Source organism: Roseovarius pacificus (genome assembly GCF_900142665.1).
Lineage (GTDB): Bacteria > Pseudomonadota > Alphaproteobacteria > Rhodobacterales > Rhodobacteraceae > Roseovarius > Roseovarius pacificus.
This window is the reverse complement of the sequence record NZ_FRBR01000007.1, coordinates 130,511-156,480: the sequence shown is the minus strand read 5'-3', so window position 1 is coordinate 156,480 and position 25,970 is coordinate 130,511. Positions and strand designations below refer to the sequence as shown.

Genomic DNA, 25,970 nt, shown 5'->3' with positions numbered 1-25,970 from the left:
AGCACCCCCAAACACCATAAGACGTTATTTGTACCGCCCTTAACTGCCGCTCACCGCCTTCGCCAATCTCGGCAAGCGCGCCTTTTTCAGTAGCGCGCGCATTTCCCATGTCTTGCTAGACAACCGGTTCGCCTCGGCCAGAACATCGTCGGCCACGGCCTGCACCAGATCGGGTTGCGCCTGCCAGATACCGTGCAGAAATGTATCGGGATCGGCCCGGCTGATACCTTCTTCGGCCAGAACGTTGCGCGGAAAATCCCTGGCGTTCAGCGTCACGATCATATCCGCCGACCCGGCCACCGCCGCCGCCAGCACATGAATATCCGCCGGATCGGGCAACCACAGCCGCGCCTCCAGAGAGGGCGGATACTCCACCTCGGCTTCGGGCCACCGCATCGCCAGCAGCGCAGCTTCCGACTGCGCCTGAGCCATGCCATCGGGCCCCAGTTTCTCCACAGCCCGCAGCCATTCCCCAACGATCCGCGCCGACCAGAGCGGCGTATAGACGCCGCGCGCAGCCACCCCCAGCAGAACCTGCCGCATCACGGTGGGATAAATCACGCAGGTATCCAGAAGAACCTTCATCACAGGCGGAAAAACAGTGCCTTGAGGTATCCGCTCTCGGCCAGTTGCGGATGAAGCGGATGATCCGGCCCGGCAAATCCGGTATGGATCATCTGCGCGTCCCGCCCCGCTCGGCCGATACCGCGCACCGATGCGCCCCGGAACCTGGCCAGATCGGCCGCATGCGAACAGGAACACAGGCCCAGATATCCGCCTTCGGCCACCAATGGCGCGGCCATGCGCGCCACGCGTTCATAGGCACGCAACCCCGCCTCCAACGCCTTTTTCGATGGGGCAAAGGCTGGCGGGTCGCAAATGACCACATCGAACTGCGCGCCCTCCTCGGCCAATTGCCCCAGAACCTCGAACGCATCTCCCTTGCGCGTGGCAAATCGCGCCTCCACACCGGCTTGTCGCGCGCCCTGTATCGCCAGATCCAGCGCCGCCGCGGACCCATCCACGGCAAGCGCGCTGTCCGCGCCGCCCGCAAGCGCCGCCAGCGAAAAGCCCCCGACATGGGAAAAGACATCCAGCACCCGCGCCCCCTTGCTCAACCGCGCGGCAAAGGCATGGTTGGGCCGCTGATCGAAGAACAGCCCGGTTTTCTGCCCGCCCATCAGATCGGCCATGTAGATCGCACCGTTCATCGGCACCGCCAGCGGCGCGCCGGGGGCCTGCCCGACCAGAACGGTATTATCCGCATCCAGCCCCTCCAGCCCCCGCGCCCGGCCAGCGGCGTTTTTCAAAACGGTATTCACCCCTGTCACTTGGACCAACGCCTCGGCCATCGGGTCAAGCAGCAGTTCGGCCCACGCCGCATTCGGTTGGATCACGGCCGTATCTCCGAAACGGTCGATCACGACGCCGGGCAGCCCGTCCGCTTCGGCATGGACAAGACGATAGAACGGCGCCTCATACAGCCGTTCGCGCAAGGCCAGGGCATGTGCCAGACGATCACGCAACCAATCGCCATCAATGACCTTGCCGCAATCGCGCTCCAGCACCCGGCACATGATCCGAGAATTGGGATTGACCGCAACCAGAGCCAGCGGATTGCGCTCGGCGTCCTCCAGCAGCGCGATACTGCCGGGGACAATCTTCTTCGTGCGGCGGTCGGTGACCAGTTCATTGTCGTAAACCCATGGCGCTCCGTGCCGGATGGCGCGGGCCTGTGCCTTGGGTTTCAAGCGTATAACGGGATAAGGGGACGGTGTCATGCCGTCCCCTTAAGCGGTTTCGTGCCTGTCGAAAAGATCAGAGTTGGTTGATCGCGCCCATCATTCCCAGAAACGCGGCCTTATACCCGTTGGGATCGGTCAGCTCGGTCTTGATGACCTGCGCCAGATGATTGGTAATACGATACTTCTGCGTGATCCCCTGACGTTCGGCCTTGATCGCCTCGGCCCCGCCAAGCGCACGGAAGTCGGCCTTGACGAAATGCGGTTTTCCGTAGACCTGCCCGGTTTCCGAGTTGCGCATCTGCATCTTGAACTGCAACGCATGCACGCCGCCGATGGTATAGCGCGCCTTTTCGGTCAGGGCATGGAAACGGGTCACTTCGACCTCGAGGATCACCGGCACCAGACCGGGCTCCATCTCGCTTACACCGCGCTCAAGCCCGGCCTGAAAGATGGCCTTGACCTGTGCATGACGATCGCCCGGCGGATCTTCGCGCCACACGATATCGCCGCCCGGATAGTACCGGTTGGCTTCGGAAACCCGCAGGCTGTCGGGCACCGAGACCCGTACGGCCGTCACGTCGAACGACAGCGGTGCCGCCTGAATTTGGGGGGCCTCCAGCGGTGCGTTTCGGGTTGCGGTCTCGACCGAGGCGCAGCCCGATACGGCCAGCCCCATCAGTATGACGGCGATCAAACGAAATAGACTCATGACATCCTCCTGGGCAATTTTCGCCCTTGATTGGTTGATGTCACTCTGACGGGGGATTGAGGCGCAAATTCGTCAAATCCAGTACTTTACAATGGATTAACCATGTCTGAATCCGCACCCCATACCCGTCCCCGGAAAAGTCACTCGCGCTGACGCGATTTCCAACCGCCGCGGCGACGCGGACGCCCGACCGTCAGCAACCCATCCTGCAACACGCCCGTCATCGGATGCTCTTCGTTGCCGGCGCGATACCGCTCCAGCAACGTCGTGATCGCCCCGGTCTGATCCTGATCGCCGGGCAGCGACAACGCCCAGTCCAGAAAGATCGAACGACATTCCGGTGCGGTGATCCCATCAATGCGATAGGCCTCGCGGATCAATCCCTTGTGGTCCAGCGGATCGCGTTCCATGTCAGTCCTCCTGCGGCAGGCGCGTCAGCGCCGCATCAATCACCTTCGCCGCATTGCGCGTCGCCTGCTCCAGATCGTCCAACAAGGCCGTCAGCGTTTCATGCCCGGTTTCGCGCAGTACGAATTCCGCCCCGCCCTCGCCCAGACTGGCCGGATCGAGCGGCCTGTCGCTCAGCAACTTCGCGGCCTGCAACACCTGCCAGCAAAGCGTATAGGCCCGCAACAACGCCTCTCTGTCCGCGTCACTCAGCCAGCCGATTGCGACACCGGCCTGCAAACCGGCCCCGATGTCGCGCCCGGTCTCCCCTGCCATCAGGCTCCCGGCCTGCGCCAGCAGCTCGACCTCCTGCATGCGCCCCGGTCCCAGCTTGGTGTCCCACGGGCCTGCGGGCGTCTTGGCGTCGGCGATGCGCTTGCGCATCGACGCCACCTCCTCCAGCACCTTGTCCGGCGTACCCTTTTCGGTCAGCAGCGCGGCACGAAACGCCTCGACATCTCTGGCCAGATCTTCGGGGCCCGCAATCACCCGCGCCCGCGTCATCGCCAGATGCTCCCAGACCCAGGCTTCGTTTTGCTGATACTCCTGAAACGATTGCCACCCCGTCGCCACGGGCCCCTGATTGCCCGACGGGCGCAGGCGCATATCCACCTCGTACAGCCGCCCTTCCGACATGGGGGCCGTCAGCGCCGTGATCATCGCCTGTGTCAGCCGCGCATAATAGGGCCGTGTCGCCAGCGGGCGTCGCCCGTCCGAGCCTTCAGCCCCGTCGGCGTCGTAGATCACGATCAGGTCCAGATCGGACCCGGCATTCAACCGCTCCGCCCCGAGCGAACCCATGCCCACCACCACCGCGCCGCGCCCCGGTGGAGGCCCGTGCTTTTCCGCGAACTGCGCCACCACATGCGGCCAGATCGCCCCGATCACTGAGCCCGCCAGATCGGCATATTGCACACCCGTGGTATCCGCCCCGGTCAGTCCGCGCAGATGATGCACACCGATCCGGAAATGCCATTCCTTCATCCAGCGGCGCGCGGTGTCCAGCTTGCGCTCGTAATCGCCTTCCTGCTCCAGTCGCCGCGACAGATCTTCCTGCAACGCATCGCGCCCCGGCCACAGGGCAAAGAAATCCCCCGCGATCACCGCATCGAACACGCTGGCATTGCGCGACAGATGCGCCGCGAGCTTCGGTGACGTGCCCGCGATGTCCACCAACAGATCGACAAGCTGCGGATTGGCCTCGAACAGCGAAAACACCTGCACACCGGCGGGCAGCCCCGCCAGAAACCCGTCAAAGGCCAACAGGGCCTCGGACGGGTGGGCCGTTCTGGCCAGCCGCGACAGGATATCGGGTTTCAGCCGGTTGAAGATATCCACCGCCCGCCCCGAGCGCAGCGCCGGATAACTCGGCCAGCGACTGATGATTTCTTCGTCAAACAGCTCTTCGGCCTCCTCCGACACGGGCTCTGGCCCTTCGGGGGCGAAAAAGCCCTCGATCAGATCGTGCACCTCGGTCAGACGGTCCTTCAGTTCCGCCTTCAACGCGTCCGTCTCACGCCCCATGAAAGCTGCCAGCCGCTCGAATTCGGCGTCAGAGGTCGGCAAATCGTGGGTCTGGGCGTCGCGCAACATCTGCAAGCGGTGCTCGACTTCGCGATGAAACCGGTAGTGGCGGGTCAGAACCTGCGCGGCGTCCTCGGGAATCCAGCCCTTTTCGGCCAGCCGCGCCAACCCCTCAACCGTTCCGCGCACCCGCAGGTCAGGGTCACGCCCGCCCGCAATGATCTGCCGGGTCTGAGTGAAGAACTCGATCTCGCGAATACCGCCCCGGCCCAGCTTCATGTTGTGGCCGGGCAGCGACAATTGCCCGCCAAGGCCCTTATGCTCGCGAATGCGCAGGCGCATGTTATGGGCGTCTTCGATCGCCGCGAAATCCAGATGCTTGCGCCAGACGAAGGGGCGCAACGTATCCAGAAATTTCTGCCCGGCGGCCAGGTCGCCCGCGCAAGGCCGCGCCTTGATATAGGCGGCGCGTTCCCAGGTGCGGCCAAGGCTTTCGTAATAGGTTTCCGCCGCCGCCATCGCCATGCAAACTGGCGTCACGCTCGGATCGGGGCGCAGGCGCAGGTCTGTGCGAAACACATACCCCTCCGAGGTGCGGTCGTTCAGCATCGCCGCCATCTTGCGCGTCGCCCGCACGAACGAGGCTCGCGCCTCATGATAATCGCCCTCGTCGAACCGGGTTTCGTCGAACAGGCAGATCAGGTCGATATCCGAACTGTAGTTCAACTCCCCCGCGCCCATCTTGCCCATGGCAAGCGCCACCATGCCGCCTGCCGTGGCCAGATCGTCCCCGGTCTTTCCGGGCAGTTTGCCACGGCGGATTTCGGCGCCGACGCAGGCTTTCATCGCCAGATCACATGACAGATCGGCGTATTCGGTCAGGCGGCCCGTCACCTCTTCCAGCGGCCAGACTCCGGCCAGATCGGCCAGCCCGGTCAACAGCGCCACGCGCCGCTTGCCCTGCCGCAAGGCCGAGGGCAAGGAATCGGCAGCGACCTCGGGCAGGTCCGCCACCAGCGTATCCAATGCCACCTCCGGGTCACTCAGTGCCTCGGGCAGCCAGTCGCGTTCCTTCTCCATCAGGGTTTTCAGATAGGGGCTGCACCCGGCGGCCCCGTCGATCAGGTCGGCCAGGTCGCCCCCCAGATCGGGAAACAGGGCGCGGGCCTCCTGCCCCTGTTCAGGCTCAAAGGGGCGCGGCAGGCGGGTGATGCGTGACGAAAAATCCATGACCATACTGATACCCGTGCATCGGGTCTGGTCAATGGCCCGCAGGATTGGAATAGTGCGGCAAAAGCGAACGGGAAACAGGTCATGAGTAAAAGCCTCAAGCGCGTTCTGCGCGCCCTTCAGGATGCGGGTTGCGACAGCCAGCCAGTCGAAGTCGGACACGCCACCACCGCCCGCATGGCCGCCGATCTTGTCGGGTGCAGCGTCGATCAGATCGCGAAATCCATCATCTTTCGCGGCGACATGTCCGGCGAGGCGGTCCTGTTCATCACAGCCGGGGGCAATCAGGTTAACGCCGACCGCGCCGCCACCCTGGCGGGGGAACCTCTGGGCAAGGCCGACGCGGCGCTGATCCGGGCACAGACCGGCTTTGCCATCGGAGGGGTTTCTCCCGTCGGCCACCTGACTCCGCCGCGCGCCTTTCTCGATCCACGGCTGATGGAATTCGAAACCGTCTGGGCCGCCGCCGGCACCCCGCGGCATGTCTTTTCCATCGCCCCCGTGGACCTGCAAAGGATTTCCGGCGCACAAACCGGCGCGTTTACCGACTGACCCAGCCGCACGTCCTGTTAACCACGGAAATACCGGTTCCCGCACCGACGCGATACCGACATTTTACCGACGCGATACCGAACCCGGTTTTTACATATTAACCAATATCTTACCCGATGATTCCCGCTCCTCGCCCGGAGCAAATGTAAAAAACATTCACATCACCTCTTGTGCGAACGGAAGCAAACCCCAATCTACGGAATGTGAAAGATATTCACATCAACCGCACCGCGACACGAAAGGACACCCTGATGAGCACCGCCACCTCCCCCTCGCCCGCTTCCTCCGTCGGGTCGGGGTCCGGCCCGATGGGCTGGCTTGCACGCGCCGAAGCCTGGCTTGACGACAAGGGCAAAGCCGCCTGGATCGCCGCCATGGTTCTGGCCTTCATTTTCGTCTGGCCGGTTGGCCTGGCCCTTCTCGCCTACATGATTTGGAGTGGAAAAATGGGTTGTAAAAGCAACAGCTTGAAACGTGGCCGCTGCGCCTATACGGCCAGCCGCAGCACCGGAAACTCGGCCTTCGACTCCTATCGCGCCGACACGCTGCGCCGACTGGAACAGGAACAGGCCGATTTCGAAGCATTCCTGCAACGCCTGCGCGACGCCCGCGACAAGGCCGAGTTCGATCAGTTCATGTCGGACCGCGCCCGCGCCGCCAGCGATGACGACAACAACGCACCTAAAGAGGCCTGAGTCAAAACGGTCCGGGGTTTCCCGGACCGTTTACCTCCCCTATATCAGGACCACCATGACCGAGTATTCCTGGCATCTTCCCGATCCCGTCACCCAACCCGAATTCTATTCGGATGTCCCCGCCAAACGCCTGCTGGCCTGGGTGGTCGATACCGTTCTGATCGTTCTGATCTGCCTGTTGATCGTTCCCTTTACGGCCTTTACAGGGCTGTTTTTCTTTCCTTTTCTCCTGCTGGTCGTTGGCTTTGCCTATCGCGTCGTCACCATCGCGCGGGGCTCGGCCACATGGGGCATGCGCCTGGTTTCGCTCGAATTTCGCAAGCTCGACGGCCAGCGCTTCGATCTGTCGATGGCGTTGCTGCATACGCTTGGCCTGACCATCTCGTTCGGGTTTCCGATACTTCAGGTGATTTCCATCGTCCTGATGCTGACCACGGAACGCGGTCAGGGCCTGAGCGATCATGTGCTTGGCACCGTGGCCCTGAACCGGCGCGCGACAGCCTGAAACACGATTACATCCCTGTTTATTGGCACTTGGCCTGCGCGCCCAAGGTTGTTACCGTAAATCACAGAACCGAAAAAGCCTTGCCCGATGCGCCATACCCTGCCAATCGCACCCCAGTTCTATGTGACGGCCCCACAGCCCTGCCCGTATCTGCCGGGCCGGATGGAGCGCAAGCTGTTCACGGCCCTTCAGGGCGAAGGAGCGCAGCGCCTCAACGACAGCCTGTCGAAACAGGGTTTTCGCCGCTCGCAAAACGTTCTCTATCGCCCGGCTTGTGCAGAGTGTTCGGCCTGCCTGTCGGCCCGGATCAATGTCCATGATTTCCACCCCTCGCGCAGTCAGCGCAAAACGCTGAACCGCAACAGCACGCTTGAACGCCGCTCGACCTCGCCCTGGGCCACCGAAGAACAATACGCTCTTTTCCGCCGCTATCTGGAACACCGCCATGCAGATGGCGGCATGGCCGACATGGACACGTTCGAATTCGCCGCGATGGTCGAGGAAACGCCGATCCGCACCCGTGTCGTGGAATATGTGGACACCGAAACCGGAGAACTGGCCGCAGTCTGCCTGACCGACGTTCTGGATGACGGTGTCAGCATGGTCTATTCGTTCTATGATCCTGATCGCACCAGTGCCTCTCTCGGCACTTACATCATCCTTGATCATATTGAAATTGCGCGGGAAAACGGGCTGCCCCATGTGTATCTGGGATACTGGGTGCCCGGCAGTCCCAAGATGGGCTACAAGGCCGCATTTTCGGGGCTCGAGGTATATGTGAACGGCGCGTGGGAAAAGATGCGCGATCCCGATGGGTATGATGCACAACTGCACCCGCTGTCCAACGATCCGATCTCCGAGCAGGTGGCCAATATCTCCCTGCCCGACGGGCGCCCGCTTCCCGCCCACCGCAGCCGGCAGGGCGGGCGGTAGCCCCGCACATCTCTCCAGCTGAAAGAGCACTCCGCCCAACCAGAAGAACAAGCGCACAAGGCTGCGACGGGAACCGATATATTTGCGATTCAAGCGGCAGAAATGAGAATCCGGGTCCTTGCGCATCTTGAGCGATCGGTCGCTTCGGGCAATACGACCACAACCGGGCGATCAAGCTGACTGCATATAGATCTGCACCTCTCAGACGAAAACCCCTGACACGGTGAAGAGTTTCCTGATGGTATATCCTCCATCGTCATCCTTCCAATGCCATCAGGAAACTCTTCACCCGTCATTGCTGATCCGGCATTATCGCTCAAAGCGTCGCGTTCACTCCGCCGCCATCCAACAGGATGTTCTGCCCCACGATGAACCCGGCGAATTGACTGCAAAGGAAGGCGCAGGTCGCGCCGAATTCCTCCTTGGTGCCGTAACGGCCCGCAGGGATCGTTGCACAGCGCCTCGTCTTGGCCTCATCCACGGAAATTCCCTCTTTCTCGGCGACCCCCTGATCCAGCGAGTCCGCGCGGTCGGTGGCATGAATCCCCGGCAAAAGATTGTTGATGGTTACGCCTTTCCCCGCCACCTGCCGCGACGTGCCTGCAACATAACCGGTCAGCCCCGCCCGGGCCGAGTTCGACAGGCCCAATACCGGGATCGGCGCCTTGACTGACTGCGAGGTGATATTGACCACCCGGCCCCAGCCCCGTTCCATCATCCCCGGTACCAACGCCTTGATCAGGGCTATCGGCGCCAGCATGTTGGCATCGAGCGCCTTTATGAAATCGTCGCGGTTCCAATCCGTCCACATGCCCGGCGGCGGCCCGCCCGCATTGTTGACCAGGATATCCACCTCACCGGCGGCTTTCAGCAATTCCGCCTGTCCGTCTTCGGTGGTCACATCGCATGCCACCGTCGTCACTTTGACGCCGAACTCGTCCCGGATTGCCTGCGCCGCCGACTCCAGCGCCTCGGCCCCGCGGGCATTCATCACCAGATCGACACCGGCCCCGGCCAATGCCCGCGCACACCCCAGCCCAAGCCCCTTGGACGATGCACAAACCAGCGCGCTTTTACCTTTTATTCCCAGATCCATGTGATAGCTCCCTTATATGGTTGCGCCACGATATCACCCGCCTTCAGGGGGATACCAGCAAAAGACCGATTGATTGACCCGCACCCGCCAGAAATATAGGTTACGGCATCGCATACGCCACCGTAGACGACGTGCACTCAGTGATACACCAATGACCCAGACAGTCCCCAAACCAACCCAGTCGATTCCCGTCTTTCGGGCCGCCGATTTTACCGTGGTGAGCGGTGCCAATCTGGGCGATCCGGTTTCCTTCGCCGCCGAGCTGGATCTCGACGACACCTATGAACTTCGCAAAGCCGCACATCAGCACCGCCTGTCGGTGTTGGCCGACGAAGCAGGCGGATTCTGCGTGGCGCCGGATACCTCGCTTGGGCGGCCTGGCGCGACATTGCATCTGGATGCCTGTCTGACCGTCATGTCGGGCACCGGCCAAACCTCCGAGGTGCTGACCCTCGTCGAGGTCGACGATCATGGGAATGTGTCCGAGGTCTATATCCTGCCCATGGCTGAACTGGTGCCTCGCATGGGCTATGCCCTTGTCGGGATCGACCGCGACAACGCCCATCAGAAATTCGCCGAGGTGGCCTGTGTCTCGTTCTCGCGCGGAACGCATATCACGATGGCCTCGGGTGCGCAGCGCCGGATCGAGGATCTGAACATTGGCGACATGGTGCTGACCCGCGACGATGGCCCTCAACAGGTCCGCTGGATCGGCCAGTCCACCGTTCGCGCCGTGGGCGAATTTGCCCCCATCCGGATCAAAGCGGGCGCGCTGCACAACGAAAACGACCTGCTGGTCAGCCCGGATCACCGGCTGTTCATCTACCAGCGTTCAGATGCGCTTGGCGCGGGTCGGCACGAACTTTTGGTGCGGGCGCGCTATCTGGTGAATGGCGACACGGTGGTGCAGCAGGATGGCGGCTTCATCGACTATTTCCAACTTTTGTTCGATCACCATCAGATCATCTATGCCGAAGGCATTGCTGCCGAGACCCTGCTGGTCGACACCCGCACCCGCGCGGCCCTGCCGCAAGACCTGAGCGATGCCCTATCCGACCTTCTGTCGGTCCACGGAGAGCGCGCTCACAAGGATCTTGAAGTCAGCAAGGCGCTGTTGAATCACCCCGACGCCGCCAGCATCCTCAAACGCGCCTCGACGCGGTAACCGGACCGTGCAAACCGTCAGCCCGTATTGCGCACCCGTCTTGCGCCGTCTATATGCGCCCTCATGCTGGACCTGACCCAAAACCGCCCCGATCTGCCGCCTGAAATCGCACGGCGCCGCACCTTCGCGATCATCTCGCATCCGGATGCGGGCAAGACCACCTTGACCGAAAAGTTCCTGCTTTACGGTGGCGCCATTCAGATGGCCGGTCAGGTGCGCGCCAAGGGCGAAGCACGACGCACGCGCTCGGACTTCATGCAGATGGAAAAGGACCGCGGGATTTCTGTCTCGGCCTCGGCCATGTCCTTCGATTTCGGCAAATTCCGGTTCAACCTCGTGGACACGCCTGGCCACTCGGATTTCTCCGAAGACACCTATCGCACGCTGACCGCCGTCGATGCCGCAATCATGGTGATAGATGGGGCCAAGGGCGTGGAAAGCCAGACGCAGAAACTGTTCGAGGTCTGCCGCCTGCGCGACCTGCCGATCCTGACCTTCTGCAACAAGATGGACCGCGAAAGCCGCGATACCTTTGATATCATAGACGAAATTCAGGAAAATCTGGCAATCGACGTTACACCCGCCAGCTGGCCCATCGGCGTGGGCCGTGATTTCATCGGCTGCTACGACATGCTGAACGACCGGCTGGAACTGATGGACCGCGCCGACCGCAACAAGGTTGCCGAGTCAATCCAGATCGACGGTCTGGACGACCCGAAACTGGCCGAGCACGTTCCTGAACACCTTGTCGAACAGTTGCGCGAAGAGGTCGAAATGGCCCGCGAATTGCTGCCCAAGCTCGACCCTCAAGCGGTGCTCGAAGGCCACATGACCCCGATCTGGTTCGGGTCCGCAATCAACTCGTTCGGCGTCAAGGAACTGATGGACGGGATCGGCACCTATGGCCCCGAACCGCAGCCGCAATCCGCCGAACCGCGCCAGATCGCACCCGAAGAAACCAAGGTTTCCGGCTTTGTGTTCAAGGTGCAGGCCAATATGGACCCCAAGCACCGCGACCGCGTGGCGTTCGTGCGCATGGCCTCGGGGCATTTCAAGCGCGGTATGAAACTGACCCATGTGCGCACCAAGAAACCGATGGCAGTCTCGAACCCGGTTCTGTTTCTGGCGTCGGATCGCGAACTGGCAGAAGAGGCGTGGGCCGGCGATATCATCGGCATCCCCAACCATGGACAATTGCGCATCGGCGACACCCTGACCGAGGGCGAGGCCCTGCGCGTCAGCGGCATCCCCTCCTTCGCCCCGGAACTGCTGCAAAACTGCCGGGCGGGCGACCCGATGAAGGCCAAGCACCTGGAAAAGGCCCTGATGCAATTCGCCGAAGAAGGCGCCGCCAAGGTGTTCAAACCCGCCTTCGGCTCGGGCTTTATCGTCGGCGTCGTGGGCGCACTGCAGTTCGAGGTTCTGGGCAGCCGGATCGAACTGGAATACGGCCTGCCCGTCCGGTTCGAGCCCTCGCAATTTACTTCAGCTCGATGGGTCAACGGGCCGAGAGATGCGGTCGAGGCGTTCACCGCGGCCAATAAACAGCATATCGCCCATGACCATGACGGTGATGTGGTGTACCTGACACGGCTGCAATGGGATATCGACCGTGTCGAACGGGATTACCCGGACATCACCCTGACTGCCACCAAGGAAATGATGGCCTGACCGCCTCTACCAGCGACCGGTGATAGCGGTCCTCATCAAGCCCAGGCGGCAGCGAAACGGGGACAGTTCCAACGTGCCGTCCGCCACCCGTGCCGGATCACGCACAGCCATGCGCAGGATCGGCCCGACCTGCCACATCGGCAGGAATGCCGGGCGCGCGGCAGCAGGGATGTTCTTGCGACCCGCACGGGCCTGCGCAAGGCTGTTCAACCCTTCCTGCGCCAGATCGCGCACCGCATCCGCCGTCCCCTCAATCAGCGGCACCCGCCCTGCCTGCTCCAACACGGGCACCGCACGCAGCCAGTTGGCCACCCCAAGCGCATACCCCGCGTCTCGCACCACCGCATCCGGCACAGGCCCCAGGGCCCGCGCAGCCGCGAGCAACAGATTGCCCGAGGTTTTGGCAAGGTAATCCCGGAAATGCGCCATATCCCCAAAGGGATCGCGGTAGATGTCCCACCGCCGCACCTCGGTCAGCGCATCCAGCAATTCCGCTCCTTGCCCGTCCAGAACCCGCGCCAAAGGCGTGACCACCTCATGACGGCGCACCGGCCCGCCACTGCGGATTTCCTCCAACGCATCGCGCCACCATTGCAGGCGCATTTCGGCGATCATCGTTTCCTGCGTGACCCACGGCGCGCGCGACACCTCGATGTTGAAAGCATAGATCGGAAACAGAACCGCTCGGGCACACGGCGGCGCGGCCATGATCGCGGCGAACCTGTCGGGATCGCCACGTTCCACCAGTTGCGCACAGGCGATCAGATCAGCGTCGAACTCCACGCGCGCCACCTAGGCCACGGCCCCTTTCCGCCCGCAATCCCGCAGAAGTTTCCAGACGATCGCATCCAGCAGCGCCTCGAAACTGGCATCGACTATGTTGGCGCTAACCCCCACCGTGGACCAGCGCCGCCCCTGCCCGTCTTCGCTGTCGATGATGACACGGGTCACGGCCTCGGTTCCGCCCTGGGTGATGCGCACCTTGAAATCCACCAGCCGCATGTCGTCAATCGCCTGCTGATACGGCCCCAGATCCTTGGCCAATGCCTTGGCCAGCGCATTCACCGGGCCACGATCGTTGCCGTCCTCATCCATCGACTCGCTGACCGACAGCTTCTTTTCGCCATCGACCTTGACCACGACCACGGCCTCGGACAGCGAAACCATCCTGTCGTACTTGTTCTTGCGCCGCTCGACCGTCACCTTATAGCGCTTGACCTCGAAGAAATCCGGCAACTGCCCCAGTTCACGCCGGGCCAGCAATTCGAAACTGGCCTGCGCGCTGTCATAGGTATACCCGCGATCCTCACGTTGCTTGATCTCGTCCAGAATACGGGCCAGCGCCGGATTGCCCGATGGCACATCGATCCCCGCTTCGGCCAGTCGCCGCCGCAGGTTCGATTGCCCCGCCTGGTTGGACATCGGGATGATGCGCATATTCCCCACAAGCCCCGGATCTATATGCTCATAGGTCGACGGGTCCTTGAGGATCGCACTGGCATGCAGCCCGGCTTTGTGGGCGAAGGCCGACGCGCCCACGTATGAGGCCTGCTTGGTCGGCACGCGGTTCAGGATTTCGTCCAGCAACCGGCTGGCCTGCGTCAGACCCTGCAAGGCGTCCTGTGTGACCCCGGTCTCGAACCGGCTGGCATAGGGCTCCTTCAGTAACAAGGTCGGGATCAGTGCCGTCAGGTTGGCATTGCCACAACGCTCGCCCAAGCCGTTCAGAGTGCCCTGAATCTGGCGCGCCCCGGCCCGCACCGCCGCCAACGATCCGGCCACCGCGGTTTCCGTATCATTGTGACAGTGAATACCCAGCCTCTCGCCCGGAATACCCGCAGCGATCACCTCGGCGGTGATACGCCCGATCTCGTCGGGCAAGGTGCCGCCATTGGTATCGCACAACACGATCCAGCGCGCCCCGGCCTCATGCGCCGCCAGCAAGGCCTCCAGCGCATACTCGCGATTGGCCTTCCAGCCGTCAAAGAAATGCTCGGCGTCAAACAGCGCCTCGCGCCCCTGCCCGACCAGATGCGCGACGGATCGCGCGATGTTCTCGATGTTTTGGGCCAGAGTAATCCCAAGCGCGGTTTCGACATGGAAATCATGGGTCTTGCCCACAAGACATACCGCGCCCGTTCCGGCATTCATCACCGCCGCCAGCACATCGTCGTTTTCGGCCGAGCGGCCTGCGCGCTTGGTCATGCCAAAGGCGGTCATTGTCGCACGGGTCTGCGGAGCATCGGCGAAAAACGCGCTGTCGGTGGGGTTCGCACCGGGCCAGCCGCCCTCGATATAATCCACACCAAGGGCATCGAGCGTCCTGGCGATCTGCTGTTTTTCATGGGCTGAGAACGACACGCCCTGCGTCTGCTGCCCGTCGCGCAAGGTTGTGTCGTAGAGATAAAGACGCTCCTTACCCATCTTGCCCCCCTGCTTTCTTCTGTTCGCGAATATCCCGGCGAGTGTGAGGGGTTGGTCCCTCCTTCCAACGGCGCAACCTGGCTGAACGGGTTCTCAACATCACTCCAGCCCTTCCAGTTTGGCCGGATCAAACCCCGCACCGGGGATCAGTTCCACCCCGTCCTTGCTCATGCGCACCTCGACGCCAGCGTCGATCAGCAAAGTTTTGAGGCGGTCCACCTCCGTGAAATCCTTGGTTTGCATGGCGGTTTCACGCGCCTCGGAAAGCAGTGTTTCCAGCCCCGAGAGATCAACCTCGGGTGCGGCGGCCCAAGCACCCTGAGCCTCGCTTAGAAGCCCCATGATTTCCGCAGACGCCTTGAGTGTTGCGGCATCCCCGGAAGCCGCCAACTTGTGCAGTTCCGTCACTGCCCCGGCGGTATTCAGATCATCACTCAAAGCCTGCAATACGGGCGCCGCGACCTTTCCGGCCTCCACCCCATCGGTCATGGTTCGCCACTTGCGCAAAGTCGCCTCAGCCTCCCGCGCCTTCTCCGCCGTCCAGTCCATCGGCTTGCGGTAATGCGTGGACAGGAACACAAAGCGGATCACCTCCCCCGGATAGCCCTGTTCCAGAAGGTCATGCACGGTAAAGAAATTGCCAAGGCTCTTGGACATCTTCCTGCCCTCGACCTGAAGCATCTCGTTATGCATCCAGATCTGCGCGAAACCGCCTTCGGGATGGGCGCAGCAGCTTTGGGCGATCTCGTTTTCGTGGTGCGGGAACATCAGATCGTTGCCGCCGCCGTGGATATCGAAACTTTCGCCCAGCAATTCATAGGACATGGCCGAGCATTCGATATGCCAGCCGGGCCGCCCCCGACCCCATGGGCTGTCCCAGCCCGGCAGGTCGTCGCTCGATGGTTTCCACAGCACGAAATCCATCGGGTTGCGTTTATAGGGCGCCACCTCGACCCGCGCGCCGGCAATCATGTCATCGACCGACCGGCCCGATAAACGCCCGTAATCCTTGTAACTTTCGACCGCAAACAGAACATGCCCCTCGGCCTCGTAGGCATGGCCTTTGGCAATCAGGCCTTCGATCATCGCGATCATCTGGCCGATATATTGCGTGGCACGGGGCATGGCGTCGGGTTCCAACGCGCCAAGCGCGCCCATGTCATCCAGAAACCACTGCGTCGTCATGCCCGTGATGCGAGCGATCTCGGCATTCACGTCACCGCCCTTGCCGACGTTTTCAATGGCGCGCGCGTTGATCTTGTCATCCACATCGGTGAAGTTGCGCACATAGGTCACGTGATCGGGGCCGTAGACATGGCGCAGCAGGCGATAGAGCACGTCGAACACGATCACGGGCCGCGCATTGCCCAGATGGGCCCGGTCATACACCGTGGGGCCACAGACATACATCCGCACGTTTTGAGGGTCCAAAGGTTCCAGCACCTGCTTGGCGCGGGCCTTGGTGTTATAGAGTTTGATCGTCGTCATGATTGTCCTCGCAGGCGCGGTTGTCCCGCGGCGGGCTTATCAAGTCACGTCTGGATATGGAATAGATGACGGCCCGCCCGAGATATCTCAGGTGGTAATGCAGCAGATGATGATGCAGCGGATCGTCATGGCCTGACGCTACGCGCGGGGCGGGCGAATGGCAAGGGGCAAACGCAAGGGCCTCCCTGCGCCGCCTCATGATCCGTTTGCGACATCGGTCGCGATCAGGACAGACAGCACAGACAGAATCGGCTTTTCTGAACCGGTCAGGGAGGAGGACCCGACCATGAAACCGTGCTGCAAGATCGCACTGGTCACGCGCACAATCGGTGCGGCGCGAGGACGTGCAGCCCGAGGCAGGCCAGACCGGATGCAATATTGCTGAAAGCCTGACTTTTCCTGCCTTTTCAATAGGTTTCAAATATGAACGACATGACCTCGCGCCGCACCGGCGGGCGCGCGGCCCGGCGTGCCAGCCGGGCTGCCCCGTTGAACGACGATCTGCGCCCTGTGCGCCCCGGCCTGACGGGCGGCACCTATACCCCGCTGACCGAAGACGGCATGACCCGCATCGACCGCGCCGCACTCGATGCGTTAGAGCAAATCGGCCTGTCCGGTGCACCGGACAGCGGTATCTCCCAAATGACCCGCGCCGGGGCCACGCTTGGCGATGACGGTCGCCTGCGCTTTCCCCGCGCGCTGGTGGAGGAAACAATTGCCAATGCAAACAAAGAGATAACCCTGTTCGCCCGCGACCCCCGGCATGACCTGCACCTTGCAGGCCCTCGGGTGCATTTCGGCACGGCCGGAGCGGCGGTGCATATGGTGGATGTGGATGGGCAAAATTACCGCGACAGCACTTTGCAGGACCTGCACGATGCGGCGCGGATCACCGACCGGCTGGACAATATCCACTTTCTGCAACGGCCCATGGTCGCGCGGGATATCCCGGATGCGTTCGAGATGGAGCTGAACACGGTTTACGCCTGCTGTGCGGGAACCACGAAACACGTTGGAACCAGCTTTTCCGAGCCCTCACATGTGGCCCCGGCGCTGGAGCTTCTGCACCTGATCGCGGGGGGCGAAGACAAATGGCGTGAACGTCCTTTTGTCAGCAATTCCAATTGCTTCGTGGTGCCTCCGATGCGGTTTGCAAGCGAATCCTGCGACGTGATGGAGGCCTGTATCGAAGGCGGCATGCCGGTTCTGCTGTTGTCGGCGGGGATGGCGGGGGCGACGGCGCCGTCTACGATTGCGGGGGCGATCGTGCAGGCGGTGGCGGAATGTCTGGCGGGGCTGGTTTATGTCAATGCGGTCAAACCCGGCCACCCGGCGATTTTCGGCACGTGGCCCTTCGGGCTGGACCTGCGCAGCGGGGCGATGACGGGCGGGTCGGGCGAACAGGCATTGCTGAGCGCGGGCTGCGCGCAGATGCATCGGTATTACGGGTTGCCCGGCGGGGCGGCGGCGGGGATCGCGGATGCCAAACTGCCCGACATGCAGGCCGGATGGGAGCAGATGTGCTCCAACGTGATGGCCGGTCTGGCGGGGCTCAACATGGTCTATGAAGCGGCGGGGATGCATGCCTCGCTGCTGGGATTTTGTCATGAATCCCTGATACTTGGCGACGATCTGATCGGGCAGGCGCTGCGCTGTGTGCGTGGGATCGAGGTGGATGACGAGACCCTTGCGCTGGACCAGATGCGCGAGGTGTGCCTGAACGGGCCGGGGCATTATCTGGGCACGGATCAGACGCTGGCGCGGATGCAGCGCGATCACGTCTACCCCACGCTCGGCGACCGCACGAGCCCCAGGGAATGGGCCGAAAACGGCAAGCCCGACCTGATCGAACGCGCCACCGAGCGCAAGGAGGCGATTCTGGCAGAGCGGTCGGAGGCCCGGTTCGACCCCCGGCTGGATGCCGAAATCCGGCGACGCTTCACCATCCACCTGCCAGCCTGACCGGCGCATCGGCAAGGGGGTTGAATCGTACAAAACGTACGAAGTGTACGCGCGTTTTGTACGAAAATCGGGGCTCTGCCGGATATCTGCATCCATCATGGACGCAAATGCACCCACGCGCCGCAGGTTTACGGTTTGGCAACGCTTCCCTGTTAGCAATGAGGGCATGAGATGAGGAGACCGTTATGAAACGCCCGATGCCTGCGCTGCGCCTGTGTGACGATCATGTTCGCCGGCGGACTTGCCCGCCACCCGAACCGCCGCGTCAGGGGCGATGTCGATAGGCCCGGTCGCCTGAGGTTGGGTATTCCGGTTGGCAGGACGAGGACGATCATGGCCAGAGCATTCGGCAATGGCGGATGGCAGGCCCGGAGTGGACATTGGATTGCGATGAAATCCGACGCGAATGCCCGGAAGGTGGGGCGGAGAGCCGACTTTCGCTGCGCCTTGTACGAACGGCAGAGAAGCGCAGAGAGTTGCCTTTGCAAAAACTGTAACAGGGTGGACGATCCGGCTGGCCCTGATCGGGGTGGACGGCGTGAAGCTGGCCTTGCACCAGCGTCTTGCCCACAGCGCAACGATCCTGTTTTCGGAAGACCTGTCCGGCGACTATTTCGACCAGATACACGGAACGGCTGGTCACGAAGTTCAGCCGGGGCCACCCCGCGCGCGTTTGGGAAGTCATCTCTAGCCGCCGCAATGAGGTGTTGGACACCTTGGCCTATTCCTACGCGGCACGGCAGTTGGTTGGGCTGGACATGGAACGCCGGGAAAGCGATCTTCAGCGGAAAGACGGGCCGAAAAAGGCCCCGACCGTTGTTAAGTCCGCGTGGCTGGAAAGGTAGAGTTATTGCAAGGGCGGCAATGTATTGGGGTCTTGGATCAGTTCAGGGCGCATTGCGAAATCTGGCGAAAAAGAACTGTCATCGCCTTGCGACAAATAACAGTTTCGATTTCCGTCGCTCTTTAAGAGAGTCCACGCATAACCTCCCTGAACGCGGTCATTTGCAATCAATGCCGTATAAGATGAACCTAGAAAAGGTGAGCTAAAGTGTTGAACTAGACTTGGGCCAAGCTCTTTGTTTGCCCAAGCTCGGACAGCCACGCTACCCATTGCGCCATCTGACTCGTCATTGCAGCGCCGTCTTGAGGTGCCGGGAAGCCCGAACTCCTCCCCGAAACCCGGAATGTCATGTAGACTCTGCAAGATTTCCAATCCATCCCCAGCCCCGATAAGACAATATGTGAGAGTTTCATTCTGGCGTTCAAGAATGCGCCATTTCGCTGGATTTGATTGGTCCGCTGCGTTCCCCAAGGCGACGAAGATCATGAGTCTTGTTTCGCCGCCGTTCTTCAATGAAATACCCATGACGCCGGTATCTGGCATTCCCTGAAGGGCAAAATTCATTGCAGTCACAACTTCAAAGCAGTTCTCCGTTACAGGACGCTCTTGTGCTTTTAATGGTGAAACAACTGAAATTATGAGTAAGACGCCAGCCCACAGGCTCAGGCTGTTCCAAATTTTCATTGCCGTGAGTCCCTTCAAAAATATCCCGCATAACTGACCACAGAATCGCCCCTAGTTCCACGCTTGATTAGACCGGAAGCGCCCCGCGACCATCCCACAGCGCCAGCACTTTGTTCAGCATGGCGGTAAAGCCCGTGTCGCGGGCCATATCGACTTAAATCGCGATCGAACGTCGTATTTGGGCTGACTCCGGCTATCTGCTGCGCTTGGCATGAATGACCGGTATGGGCCGATCTTGTCTGGAAAGCGGTCCATGGTTTGCGGCTTACCAAACTCCCCTCCCGACCTATTGCAGACATTGGCGCGCCCTCGGCATTGCTGAACGGGCTCCCCCTCCCTCTCCCTACCCCTCACCCAACCGGCCAAGGATCGCCGCGCTGTCCACGCCTTCGATGGCGCCGCTGATCCGGCCACGGCCTCCGGCGAGGCGGGCGGCGATGAAGCCTTCGGCGACGGCGGGCGGGGCGTGGCGGATCAGGACCGAGGCGGTCAGGAGCGTGGCGAGGCTTTCGGCGTACCAGCGGGCCTGTGCCTCGTCGGGCAAACGCGGAAAGCGGCCCATATGGTCGCGCAGGGCGGCGTCGTAACGGCGGTAGCTGCCCGCCGCCGCGCCCAGTTCGGCGCTCAGCACCTCGCCCGCCAGCGGCTCGCGCCGCAGGGTGCGCAGGATGTCGAGGCAGATCACGTTGCCCGAGCCCTCCCAGATGGAGTTGAGCGGCGCCTCGCGATAGAGCAGCGGCAGGGGCGTGTCTTCGACATAGCCCATGCCGCCCATCGCCTCCATCGCCTCGTACACCACATTGGGGCAGAGCTTGTTGCCCATGAACTTGGCCAGCGCCACGGAGAGGCGGGCAAAGGCGCGGGCCTCGTCGCCCGGCTTGTCGAAAAACGCCGCCACATGCAGGCCAAGGGCCAGCGCCCCCTCCCAGTCGAGCGCCAGATCGGCCAGGACCGAGCGCATCAGGGGCTGGTCGATCAGCTGTTTCTGAAACGCGGTGCGGTGGCGGGCCCAATAGTGGGCATGATCGAGCGCGGCGCGCATCAGCCCCGCCGGGGCCATCGCGGTGTCGAGCCGGGTGTGATGCACCATTTCGATGATGGTCTGGACGCCCTGCCCCTCGTCGCCAAGGCGATGCGCGAACGTGTTCACGTATTCGATCTCGGCCGAGGCATTGGCGCGGTTGCCCAGCTTGTCCTTGAGCCGCTGGATCTGGATGGCGTTGCGCCCATCCTCCAGCCAGCGGGGCACGAGGAAACAGGTCAGCCCGCCGGGGGCCTGCGCCAGGGTCAGGAACCCGTCCGACATCGGCGCCGAGCAGAACCATTTATGCCCGTTCAGGCGGTACATCCCGCCCTCGGGCGTGGCGGTGGTGGCGTTGGCGCGCACGTCCGAGCCGCCCTGTTTTTCGGTCATCGCCATGCCGAGCGTTGCGCCGGGTTTGCGCGCCAGCGGCAGCGGCGCGCCGTCATAGGTGCGCGCCGTCAGCTTGGGCACCCAGTACGTCAGCAGCGCCTTGTCGGCCCTGAGCGCCGGGACGGCGGCGTAAGTCATCGTCATCGGGCAGCACACGCCCGGTTCGATCTGGCTGGTCAGGTAGACCATCGCGGCATGGGTGGCGTGGCCACCCGGCGCGCCCTCCCACGGCAGGGCGGCATAGCCCGCGCCGATGCCGGTTTGCATGAGCTGGTGATAGGCCGGGTGAAAGCGCACCTCGTCCAGACGCCGCCCGCCCGCGTCGAACAGCAGCAGCTCGGGCGGGTGGCGGTTGGCGTCGCGCCCGGCGGCCTGCATGTCGGCGGTGCCGATCCGCGCGCCGTAGCTGGCCAGGTGATCGGCCTGCGCGCCGCCGGCCTGCGCGTGGTCGCGCAGCGCGGGGTCGTTCGCCCAGAGGTCCAAATCGCCGCGCGGCGCGGGCTGGTTGGTGACCTCGTGCGTGGCAAGATCGCTGCGGGGTGACAGGTGTGGCATGGCGGACTCTCCTCTGACGGGAAAGGTATCGCGCAATGCGGCAATCGTGAAAAGGGGATTCACAAAGCGAATCACCTGTGGCAAAGTGGCATGAGACCGCCCGCAAGAGGCGGCACCAAGAGGCAGAGCAGTAATCACCATGACACGCCGCACACGGCCCGCTTTGGGTGTTTTGATCTTTTTCGCCGTGGCCTTCGGCCTTGGGGCGTATTTCACCTTTGCCGCGGTGCAGGGGGATTATGGGCTGTTCCGCCGTGCCGAGATCGAGGCCGAGAGCCGCGCCTTGCAGGGGCAACTGGACGCGCTGGAGGGTCAGGTCGCGCGGATGGAAAACCTGACGCGGCGGCTGTCGGACGAGTACCTCGACCTCGACCTGCTGGACCAGCAGGCGCGCGACGTTCTGGGCCTGCTGCGCGCCGACGAGATCGTCATCCGCTGAACCTTCGGTATTCATGCGTATTGTCCGCAAACGCGCGCCGCGACCGGCCGCGCCGCCCAAATTGACTCTCGCATGAAAAGCGGTTTTGCTGTATGAATTAGTTTAACGCTAAACTATTTTGCAGCAGAGGAGCGGGCGACCCATGAGCACCCGGAAAAGCGCAAAGAAACCAAATGTTTCGGCGGAGGAGCTGAAAGCCTACTATCGGGACATGTTGTTGATCCGTCGATTCGAGGAAAAGGCCGGTCAGCTTTACGGGATGGGCCTGATCGGCGGGTTCTGCCATCTTTACATCGGTCAGGAGGCCGTCGTCGTGGGGCTGGAGGCCGCCGCCGAGGAGGGCGACAAGCGGATCACCACCTATCGCGACCACGGGCACATGCTGGCCTGCGGAATGGACCCCAAGGGCGTCATGGCCGAACTGACGGGCCGCGAGGGCGGGCTGTCGCGCGGCAAGGGCGGCTCGATGCACATGTTCTCGACCGAGAAGGATTTCTATGGCGGGCACGGGATCGTGGGGGCGAACGTGCCGCTTGGCGCGGGGCTGGCCTTTGCCGACAAATACCTTGAGAACGACCGCGTGACCTTTACTTATTTCGGCGATGGCGCGGCCAACCAGGGGCAGGTCTACGAGACCTTCAACATGGCCGCCCTGTGGAGCCTGCCGGTGGTGTTCGTGATCGAGAACAACCAGTACGCCATGGGCACGGCGCAGAAACGCTCGACCTCGACACCCGATATCTACACCCGTGGCGAGGCCTTCGGCATCCCCGGCGAGGCGGTGGACGGCATGGACGTTCTGGCCGTCAAGGACGCGGGCGACAAGGCCGTGGCGCACTGCCGCGCGGGCAAGGGGCCGTATATCCTCGAAATCAAGACCTATCGCTATCGCGGGCATTCGATGTCGGACCCGGCCAAGTACCGCACCCGCGAGGAAGTGCAGAAGATGCGCGAGGAAAAGGACGCCATCGAGCATGTGCGCGAATTGCTGCTGTCGGGCAAGCATGCCACCGAGGACGACCTCAAGGCGATCGACAAGGAGATCAAGGCCATCGTGAACGACGCGGCCGAGTTCTCGAAAGACAGCCCCGAGCCGGATGCGGCCGAGCTGTGGACCGACATTTATGCCGATGTGGCGCCCCAGAACGCCTGAGGAGGAGAGACGACAATGGCAACCGAAATCCTGATGCCCGCCCTCTCGCCCACCATGGAAGCAGGCACGCTGGCCAAATGGCTGGTCAAGGAAGGCGACGAAGTGTCGAGCGGCGACATCATCGCCGAGATCGAAACCGACAAGGCCACGATGGAGTTCGAGGCCGTGGACGAAGGCACCATCGGCAAGATCCTGATCGCGGAAGGCACCGAGGGCGTGAAGGTGAACACCCCCATCGCCGTGCTGCTGGAGGAAGGCGAAAGCGCCGACGATATAGACACATCCGCCGCCGCCCCTGCCCCGCAGGCCAGCGATGATAGCGGTGCAAGCGAGGACTCCGCCCCGGCCCCCGCGCAGGCCAAGGCGCCCGAAGCGCCCAGGCCGGACCTCAGCCCCGACTGGCCCGAGGGAACGGAAACCAAAAAGCAGACCGTGCGCGAGGCGATCAATGCCGCCATCGCCGAAGAGATGCGCGCCGACGCCACGGTGTTCATCATGGGCGAGGAGGTGGCCGAATACGAAGGCGCCTACAAGATCACCCAGGGGCTGCTGGACGAATTCGGATCGAAACGCGTGATCGACACGCCGATCACCGAACACGGCTTTGCCGGGATCGGCGTGGGCGCGTCATGGGGCGGGCTGCGCCCGATTGTCGAGTTCATGACATGGAACTTCGCCATGCAGGCGATCGACCAGATCATCAACTCGGCGGCCAAGACGCTGTATATGTCGGGCGGGCAGATGGGCAGCCCCATCGTGTTCCGTGGCCCGAACGGCGCTGCCGCCCGCGTCGGCGCGCAGCACAGTCAGGATTACGCCGCGTGGTATGCGCAGGTGCCGGGGCTGAAAGTGGTTCAGCCCTATTCCGCCGCCGATGCCAAGGGCCTGCTGAAAAGCGCGATCCGCGATCCCAACCCGGTGGTCTTCCTTGAAAACGAGATCCTCTACGGCAAGTCCTTCGACGTGCCGGTGATGGACGATTTCACCATTCCCTTCGGCAAGGCGCGCATCGCGCGCGAAGGCAGCGACGTGACCATCGTCAGCTTCGGGATCGGCATGACCTATGCCCTGGAGGCCGCCGAAAAGCTGGCCGAAGACGGGATCGACGCCGAAGTGATCGACCTGCGCACGCTGCGCCCGATGGATCATGACACGGTGATCGCATCGGTGATGAAAACCAACCGCTGCGTCACCGTCGAAGAGGGCTGGCCGGTGGCCTCGATCGGGAACCATATCTCGGCGGTGCTGATGGAGCGCGCGTTCGATTATCTGGATGCGCCGGTGATCAACTGCACGGGCAAGGACGTGCCGATGCCCTATGCCGCCAACCTTGAAAAACTGGCGCTGACCTCGACCGCCGAAGTGCTGGACGCGGTGCGTCAGGTAACCTATCGCTAAGGAGACATGGACGATGCCAACTGAAATTCTCATGCCCGCCCTGTCCCCCACGATGGAAGAGGGCACGCTGGCCAAATGGCTGGTCAAGGAAGGCGATACCGTCAGTTCCGGCGACCTGCTGGCCGAGATCGAAACCGACAAGGCGACGATGGAGTTCGAAGCGGTGGACGAAGGCACCATCGGCAAGATCCTGATTGCCGAGGGCACCGAGGGCGTGAAGGTGAACACGCCGATTGCCGTTCTGCTGGAAGAGGGCGAAAGCGCGGAGGATATCGGCGATGTGGGCGATGCCCCCGCCCCTGCGGCCAAACCCGACAGTGACGACAGCGCCCCTGCCCCGGCTGAACAGGCCGGTGGCGAAGCATCGGGCAGCGCCGCGCCCGCTGCGCCCACGGATGCGGGGGGCGAGCGCATCTTCGCCTCGCCGCTGGCCCGCCGGATCGCCGCCGACAAGGGGCTGGACCTGAGCGGGATCAAGGGCTCGGGGCCGCATGGCCGGATCGTCAAGGCCGATGTGGAAGGCGCAAGCGCCGCCCCGGCCAAATCCGAATCCGCGGCACCTGCCGCCGCGCCGCAGGCCGCTGCGGCGCCCTCCGGGCCGTCGGGCGATGCCGTCGCCGCGATGTATCAGGGCCGCGAATACGAGGAAATCAAGCTGGACGGGATGCGCAAGACCATCGCCGCGCGCCTGACCGAAGCCAAGCAGACCGTGCCGCATTTCTACCTGCGCCGGGATATCAGGCTGGACGCGCTGCTGAAGTTCCGCAGCCAGCTGAACAAGCAACTTGAAGGGCGCGGCGTGAAATTGTCGGTCAACGATTTCATCATCAAGGCCTGCGCGCTGGCCTTGCAGGCGGTGCCCGCGGCCAATGCCGTCTGGGCGGGCGACAAGGTGTTGCAACTCAAACCCTCGGACGTGGCGGTGGCCGTGGCAATCGAGGGCGGGCTGTTCACGCCGGTGCTGAAAGACGCCGACATGAAATCGCTTTCGGCCCTGTCGGCGGAGATGAAGGACCTTGCGGCGCGCGCCCGTGATCGCAAGCTTGCCCCCGAGGAATACCAGGGCGGCAGTTTCGCCATTTCCAACCTCGGCATGTTCGGGATCGACAATTTCGACGCGGTCATCAACCCGCCGCACGGGGCCATTCTGGCCGTGGGCGCGGGCGTCAAGAAGCCGGTTGTCGGGGAGGATGGCGAACTGGCGGTGGCGACGGTCATGTCGGTCACGCTGAGCGTGGATCACCGGGTGATCGACGGCGCACTTGGCGCCGAATTGCTGCAACAGATCGTCGGGAACCTCGAAAATCCGATGGTGATGTTGGCCTGAACGGTTTTGC

At 62.7% G+C, this 25,970-nt stretch carries 23 protein-coding genes; 12 read left to right on the top strand and 11 right to left on the bottom strand.

The window, feature by feature from the left end; genetic code table 11:
- Positions 1–39: 39 nt before the first annotated feature.
- From BUB53_RS13320 to BUB53_RS13300, 5 genes are all read right to left on the bottom strand, one after another.
- A complete protein-coding gene (locus BUB53_RS13320; RefSeq protein WP_073035260.1) occupies positions 40–585 on the bottom strand; it encodes an RSP_2648 family PIN domain-containing protein in 546 nt (181 codons plus the stop codon).
- Positions 585–1,781 carry an RSP_2647 family RNA methyltransferase gene (locus BUB53_RS13315; protein ID WP_073035259.1) on the bottom strand — a complete coding sequence of 399 codons (1,197 nt, stop codon included), beginning with the start codon at positions 1,779–1,781 and terminating at the stop codon, positions 585–587. Before BUB53_RS13315 ends, BUB53_RS13320 begins: the two co-directional genes overlap by 1 nt.
- Before the next feature lie 37 nt (positions 1,782–1,818).
- Positions 1,819–2,454: a DUF6778 family protein gene (locus tag BUB53_RS13310; RefSeq protein WP_073035258.1), complete on the bottom strand. Its 636-nt coding sequence runs from the start codon at positions 2,452–2,454 to the stop codon at positions 1,819–1,821.
- A 140-nt stretch (positions 2,455–2,594) separates the two neighbouring features.
- Complete coding sequence (locus BUB53_RS13305) at positions 2,595–2,864, bottom strand: hypothetical protein (RefSeq protein WP_073035257.1); 270 nt, start codon at positions 2,862–2,864, stop codon at positions 2,595–2,597.
- A gap of 1 nt (position 2,865) precedes the next feature.
- Positions 2,866–5,655 (bottom strand): [protein-PII] uridylyltransferase family protein, encoded by a 2,790-nt coding sequence (locus BUB53_RS13300; protein ID WP_073035310.1) that lies wholly within the window; start codon positions 5,653–5,655, stop codon positions 2,866–2,868.
- A gap of 84 nt (positions 5,656–5,739) precedes the next feature.
- On the opposite strand from BUB53_RS13300, the gene BUB53_RS13295 reads away from it, so the two are divergent.
- The 4 genes from BUB53_RS13295 (at position 5,740) to BUB53_RS13280 (ending at position 8,340) form a co-directional block, all read left to right on the top strand.
- Entirely contained in the window at positions 5,740–6,207 is a 468-nt protein-coding gene (locus tag BUB53_RS13295; RefSeq protein ID WP_073035256.1) for a YbaK/EbsC family protein, read from the top strand.
- Positions 6,208–6,458: 251 nt separating this feature from the next.
- The gene (locus BUB53_RS13290) at positions 6,459–6,902 is read left to right on the top strand and encodes a DUF2852 domain-containing protein (RefSeq protein WP_073035309.1); all 444 of its coding nucleotides are present in this window, start codon (positions 6,459–6,461) and stop codon (positions 6,900–6,902) included.
- A gap of 55 nt (positions 6,903–6,957) precedes the next feature.
- Positions 6,958–7,407 (top strand): RDD family protein, encoded by a 450-nt coding sequence (locus BUB53_RS13285; RefSeq protein ID WP_073035255.1) that lies wholly within the window; start codon positions 6,958–6,960, stop codon positions 7,405–7,407.
- An 87-nt stretch (positions 7,408–7,494) separates the two neighbouring features.
- Positions 7,495–8,340 carry an arginyltransferase gene (locus tag BUB53_RS13280; protein ID WP_073035254.1) on the top strand — a complete coding sequence of 282 codons (846 nt, stop codon included), beginning with the start codon at positions 7,495–7,497 and terminating at the stop codon, positions 8,338–8,340.
- 316 nt (positions 8,341–8,656) lie between these two features.
- On the opposite strand, the gene BUB53_RS13275 is transcribed toward BUB53_RS13280, so the two are convergent.
- Positions 8,657–9,436, bottom strand: coding sequence for an SDR family oxidoreductase (locus tag BUB53_RS13275; protein WP_073035253.1), 780 nt, complete (start codon positions 9,434–9,436; stop codon positions 8,657–8,659).
- A gap of 151 nt (positions 9,437–9,587) precedes the next feature.
- Here BUB53_RS13275 and BUB53_RS13270 point away from each other — a divergent pair, with 151 nt between their 5' ends.
- Entirely contained in the window at positions 9,588–10,601 is a 1,014-nt protein-coding gene (locus tag BUB53_RS13270; RefSeq protein ID WP_073035252.1) for a Hint domain-containing protein, read from the top strand.
- A gap of 63 nt (positions 10,602–10,664) precedes the next feature.
- Positions 10,665–12,272 (top strand): peptide chain release factor 3, encoded by a 1,608-nt coding sequence (locus BUB53_RS13265; protein WP_073035251.1) that lies wholly within the window; start codon positions 10,665–10,667, stop codon positions 12,270–12,272.
- Positions 12,273–12,278: 6 nt separating this feature from the next.
- On the opposite strand, the gene BUB53_RS13260 is transcribed toward BUB53_RS13265, so the two are convergent.
- From BUB53_RS13260 to cysS, 3 genes are all read right to left on the bottom strand, one after another.
- On the bottom strand, positions 12,279–13,055 hold the full coding sequence (locus tag BUB53_RS13260; RefSeq protein WP_073035308.1) for a squalene/phytoene synthase family protein: 777 nt from the start codon (positions 13,053–13,055) through the stop codon (positions 12,279–12,281).
- A 9-nt stretch (positions 13,056–13,064) separates the two neighbouring features.
- Entirely contained in the window at positions 13,065–14,696 is a 1,632-nt protein-coding gene (cimA, locus tag BUB53_RS13255; protein ID WP_073035250.1) for a citramalate synthase, read from the bottom strand.
- 99 nt (positions 14,697–14,795) lie between these two features.
- The gene (gene cysS / locus BUB53_RS13250) at positions 14,796–16,184 is read right to left on the bottom strand and encodes a cysteine--tRNA ligase (protein ID WP_073035249.1); all 1,389 of its coding nucleotides are present in this window, start codon (positions 16,182–16,184) and stop codon (positions 14,796–14,798) included.
- 423 nt (positions 16,185–16,607) lie between these two features.
- On the opposite strand from cysS, the gene BUB53_RS13245 reads away from it, so the two are divergent.
- A complete protein-coding gene (locus BUB53_RS13245) occupies positions 16,608–18,146 on the top strand; it encodes a trimethylamine methyltransferase family protein (RefSeq protein ID WP_073035248.1) in 1,539 nt (512 codons plus the stop codon).
- Between the two features lie 563 nt (positions 18,147–18,709).
- Positions 18,710–18,991 (top strand): terminase gpA endonuclease subunit, encoded by a 282-nt coding sequence (locus tag BUB53_RS22495; RefSeq protein WP_073035247.1) that lies wholly within the window; start codon positions 18,710–18,712, stop codon positions 18,989–18,991.
- A 2-nt stretch (positions 18,992–18,993) separates the two neighbouring features.
- Here BUB53_RS22495 and BUB53_RS22490 read toward each other — a convergent pair whose 3' ends face one another.
- On the bottom strand, positions 18,994–19,674 hold the full coding sequence (locus BUB53_RS22490) for a hypothetical protein (protein ID WP_143163217.1): 681 nt from the start codon (positions 19,672–19,674) through the stop codon (positions 18,994–18,996).
- Positions 19,675–20,017: 343 nt separating this feature from the next.
- Complete coding sequence (locus BUB53_RS13235) at positions 20,018–21,643, bottom strand: acyl-CoA dehydrogenase family protein (RefSeq protein ID WP_073035246.1); 1,626 nt, start codon at positions 21,641–21,643, stop codon at positions 20,018–20,020.
- A 139-nt stretch (positions 21,644–21,782) separates the two neighbouring features.
- On the opposite strand from BUB53_RS13235, the gene BUB53_RS13230 reads away from it, so the two are divergent.
- The 4 genes from BUB53_RS13230 (at position 21,783) to BUB53_RS13215 (ending at position 25,960) form a co-directional block, all read left to right on the top strand.
- The gene (locus tag BUB53_RS13230) at positions 21,783–22,082 is read left to right on the top strand and encodes an FtsB family cell division protein (RefSeq protein ID WP_073035245.1); all 300 of its coding nucleotides are present in this window, start codon (positions 21,783–21,785) and stop codon (positions 22,080–22,082) included.
- A gap of 142 nt (positions 22,083–22,224) precedes the next feature.
- Complete coding sequence (gene pdhA, locus BUB53_RS13225) at positions 22,225–23,235, top strand: pyruvate dehydrogenase (acetyl-transferring) E1 component subunit alpha (RefSeq protein WP_073035244.1); 1,011 nt, start codon at positions 22,225–22,227, stop codon at positions 23,233–23,235.
- Between the two features lie 15 nt (positions 23,236–23,250).
- Complete coding sequence (locus BUB53_RS13220; protein ID WP_073035243.1) at positions 23,251–24,633, top strand: pyruvate dehydrogenase complex E1 component subunit beta; 1,383 nt, start codon at positions 23,251–23,253, stop codon at positions 24,631–24,633.
- 13 nt (positions 24,634–24,646) lie between these two features.
- Positions 24,647–25,960, top strand: coding sequence for a pyruvate dehydrogenase complex dihydrolipoamide acetyltransferase (locus tag BUB53_RS13215; RefSeq protein ID WP_073035242.1), 1,314 nt, complete (start codon positions 24,647–24,649; stop codon positions 25,958–25,960).
- Positions 25,961–25,970: the final 10 nt, after the last annotated feature.

Coding starts and splice junctions, on each gene's coding strand:
- BUB53_RS13320 (WP_073035260.1), bottom strand. CDS start 585: ATGAAGGTTCTTCTGGATACCTGCGTGATTTATCCCACCGTGATGCGG.
- BUB53_RS13315 (WP_073035259.1), bottom strand. CDS start 1,781: ATGACACCGTCCCCTTATCCCGTTATACGCTTGAAACCCAAGGCACAG.
- BUB53_RS13310 (WP_073035258.1), bottom strand. CDS start 2,454: ATGAGTCTATTTCGTTTGATCGCCGTCATACTGATGGGGCTGGCCGTA.
- BUB53_RS13305 (WP_073035257.1), bottom strand. CDS start 2,864: ATGGAACGCGATCCGCTGGACCACAAGGGATTGATCCGCGAGGCCTAT.
- BUB53_RS13300 (WP_073035310.1), bottom strand. CDS start 5,655: ATGGATTTTTCGTCACGCATCACCCGCCTGCCGCGCCCCTTTGAGCCT.
- BUB53_RS13295 (WP_073035256.1), top strand. CDS start 5,740: ATGAGTAAAAGCCTCAAGCGCGTTCTGCGCGCCCTTCAGGATGCGGGT.
- BUB53_RS13290 (WP_073035309.1), top strand. CDS start 6,459: ATGAGCACCGCCACCTCCCCCTCGCCCGCTTCCTCCGTCGGGTCGGGG.
- BUB53_RS13285 (WP_073035255.1), top strand. CDS start 6,958: ATGACCGAGTATTCCTGGCATCTTCCCGATCCCGTCACCCAACCCGAA.
- BUB53_RS13280 (WP_073035254.1), top strand. CDS start 7,495: ATGCGCCATACCCTGCCAATCGCACCCCAGTTCTATGTGACGGCCCCA.
- BUB53_RS13275 (WP_073035253.1), bottom strand. CDS start 9,436: ATGGATCTGGGAATAAAAGGTAAAAGCGCGCTGGTTTGTGCATCGTCC.
- BUB53_RS13270 (WP_073035252.1), top strand. CDS start 9,588: ATGACCCAGACAGTCCCCAAACCAACCCAGTCGATTCCCGTCTTTCGG.
- BUB53_RS13265 (WP_073035251.1), top strand. CDS start 10,665: ATGCTGGACCTGACCCAAAACCGCCCCGATCTGCCGCCTGAAATCGCA.
- cimA (WP_073035250.1), bottom strand. CDS start 14,696: ATGGGTAAGGAGCGTCTTTATCTCTACGACACAACCTTGCGCGACGGG.
- cysS (WP_073035249.1), bottom strand. CDS start 16,184: ATGACGACGATCAAACTCTATAACACCAAGGCCCGCGCCAAGCAGGTG.
- BUB53_RS13245 (WP_073035248.1), top strand. CDS start 16,608: ATGAACGACATGACCTCGCGCCGCACCGGCGGGCGCGCGGCCCGGCGT.
- BUB53_RS22490 (WP_143163217.1), bottom strand. CDS start 19,674: ATGAAAATTTGGAACAGCCTGAGCCTGTGGGCTGGCGTCTTACTCATA.
- BUB53_RS13235 (WP_073035246.1), bottom strand. CDS start 21,643: ATGCCACACCTGTCACCCCGCAGCGATCTTGCCACGCACGAGGTCACC.
- BUB53_RS13230 (WP_073035245.1), top strand. CDS start 21,783: ATGACACGCCGCACACGGCCCGCTTTGGGTGTTTTGATCTTTTTCGCC.
- pdhA (WP_073035244.1), top strand. CDS start 22,225: ATGAGCACCCGGAAAAGCGCAAAGAAACCAAATGTTTCGGCGGAGGAG.
- BUB53_RS13220 (WP_073035243.1), top strand. CDS start 23,251: ATGGCAACCGAAATCCTGATGCCCGCCCTCTCGCCCACCATGGAAGCA.
- BUB53_RS13215 (WP_073035242.1), top strand. CDS start 24,647: ATGCCAACTGAAATTCTCATGCCCGCCCTGTCCCCCACGATGGAAGAG.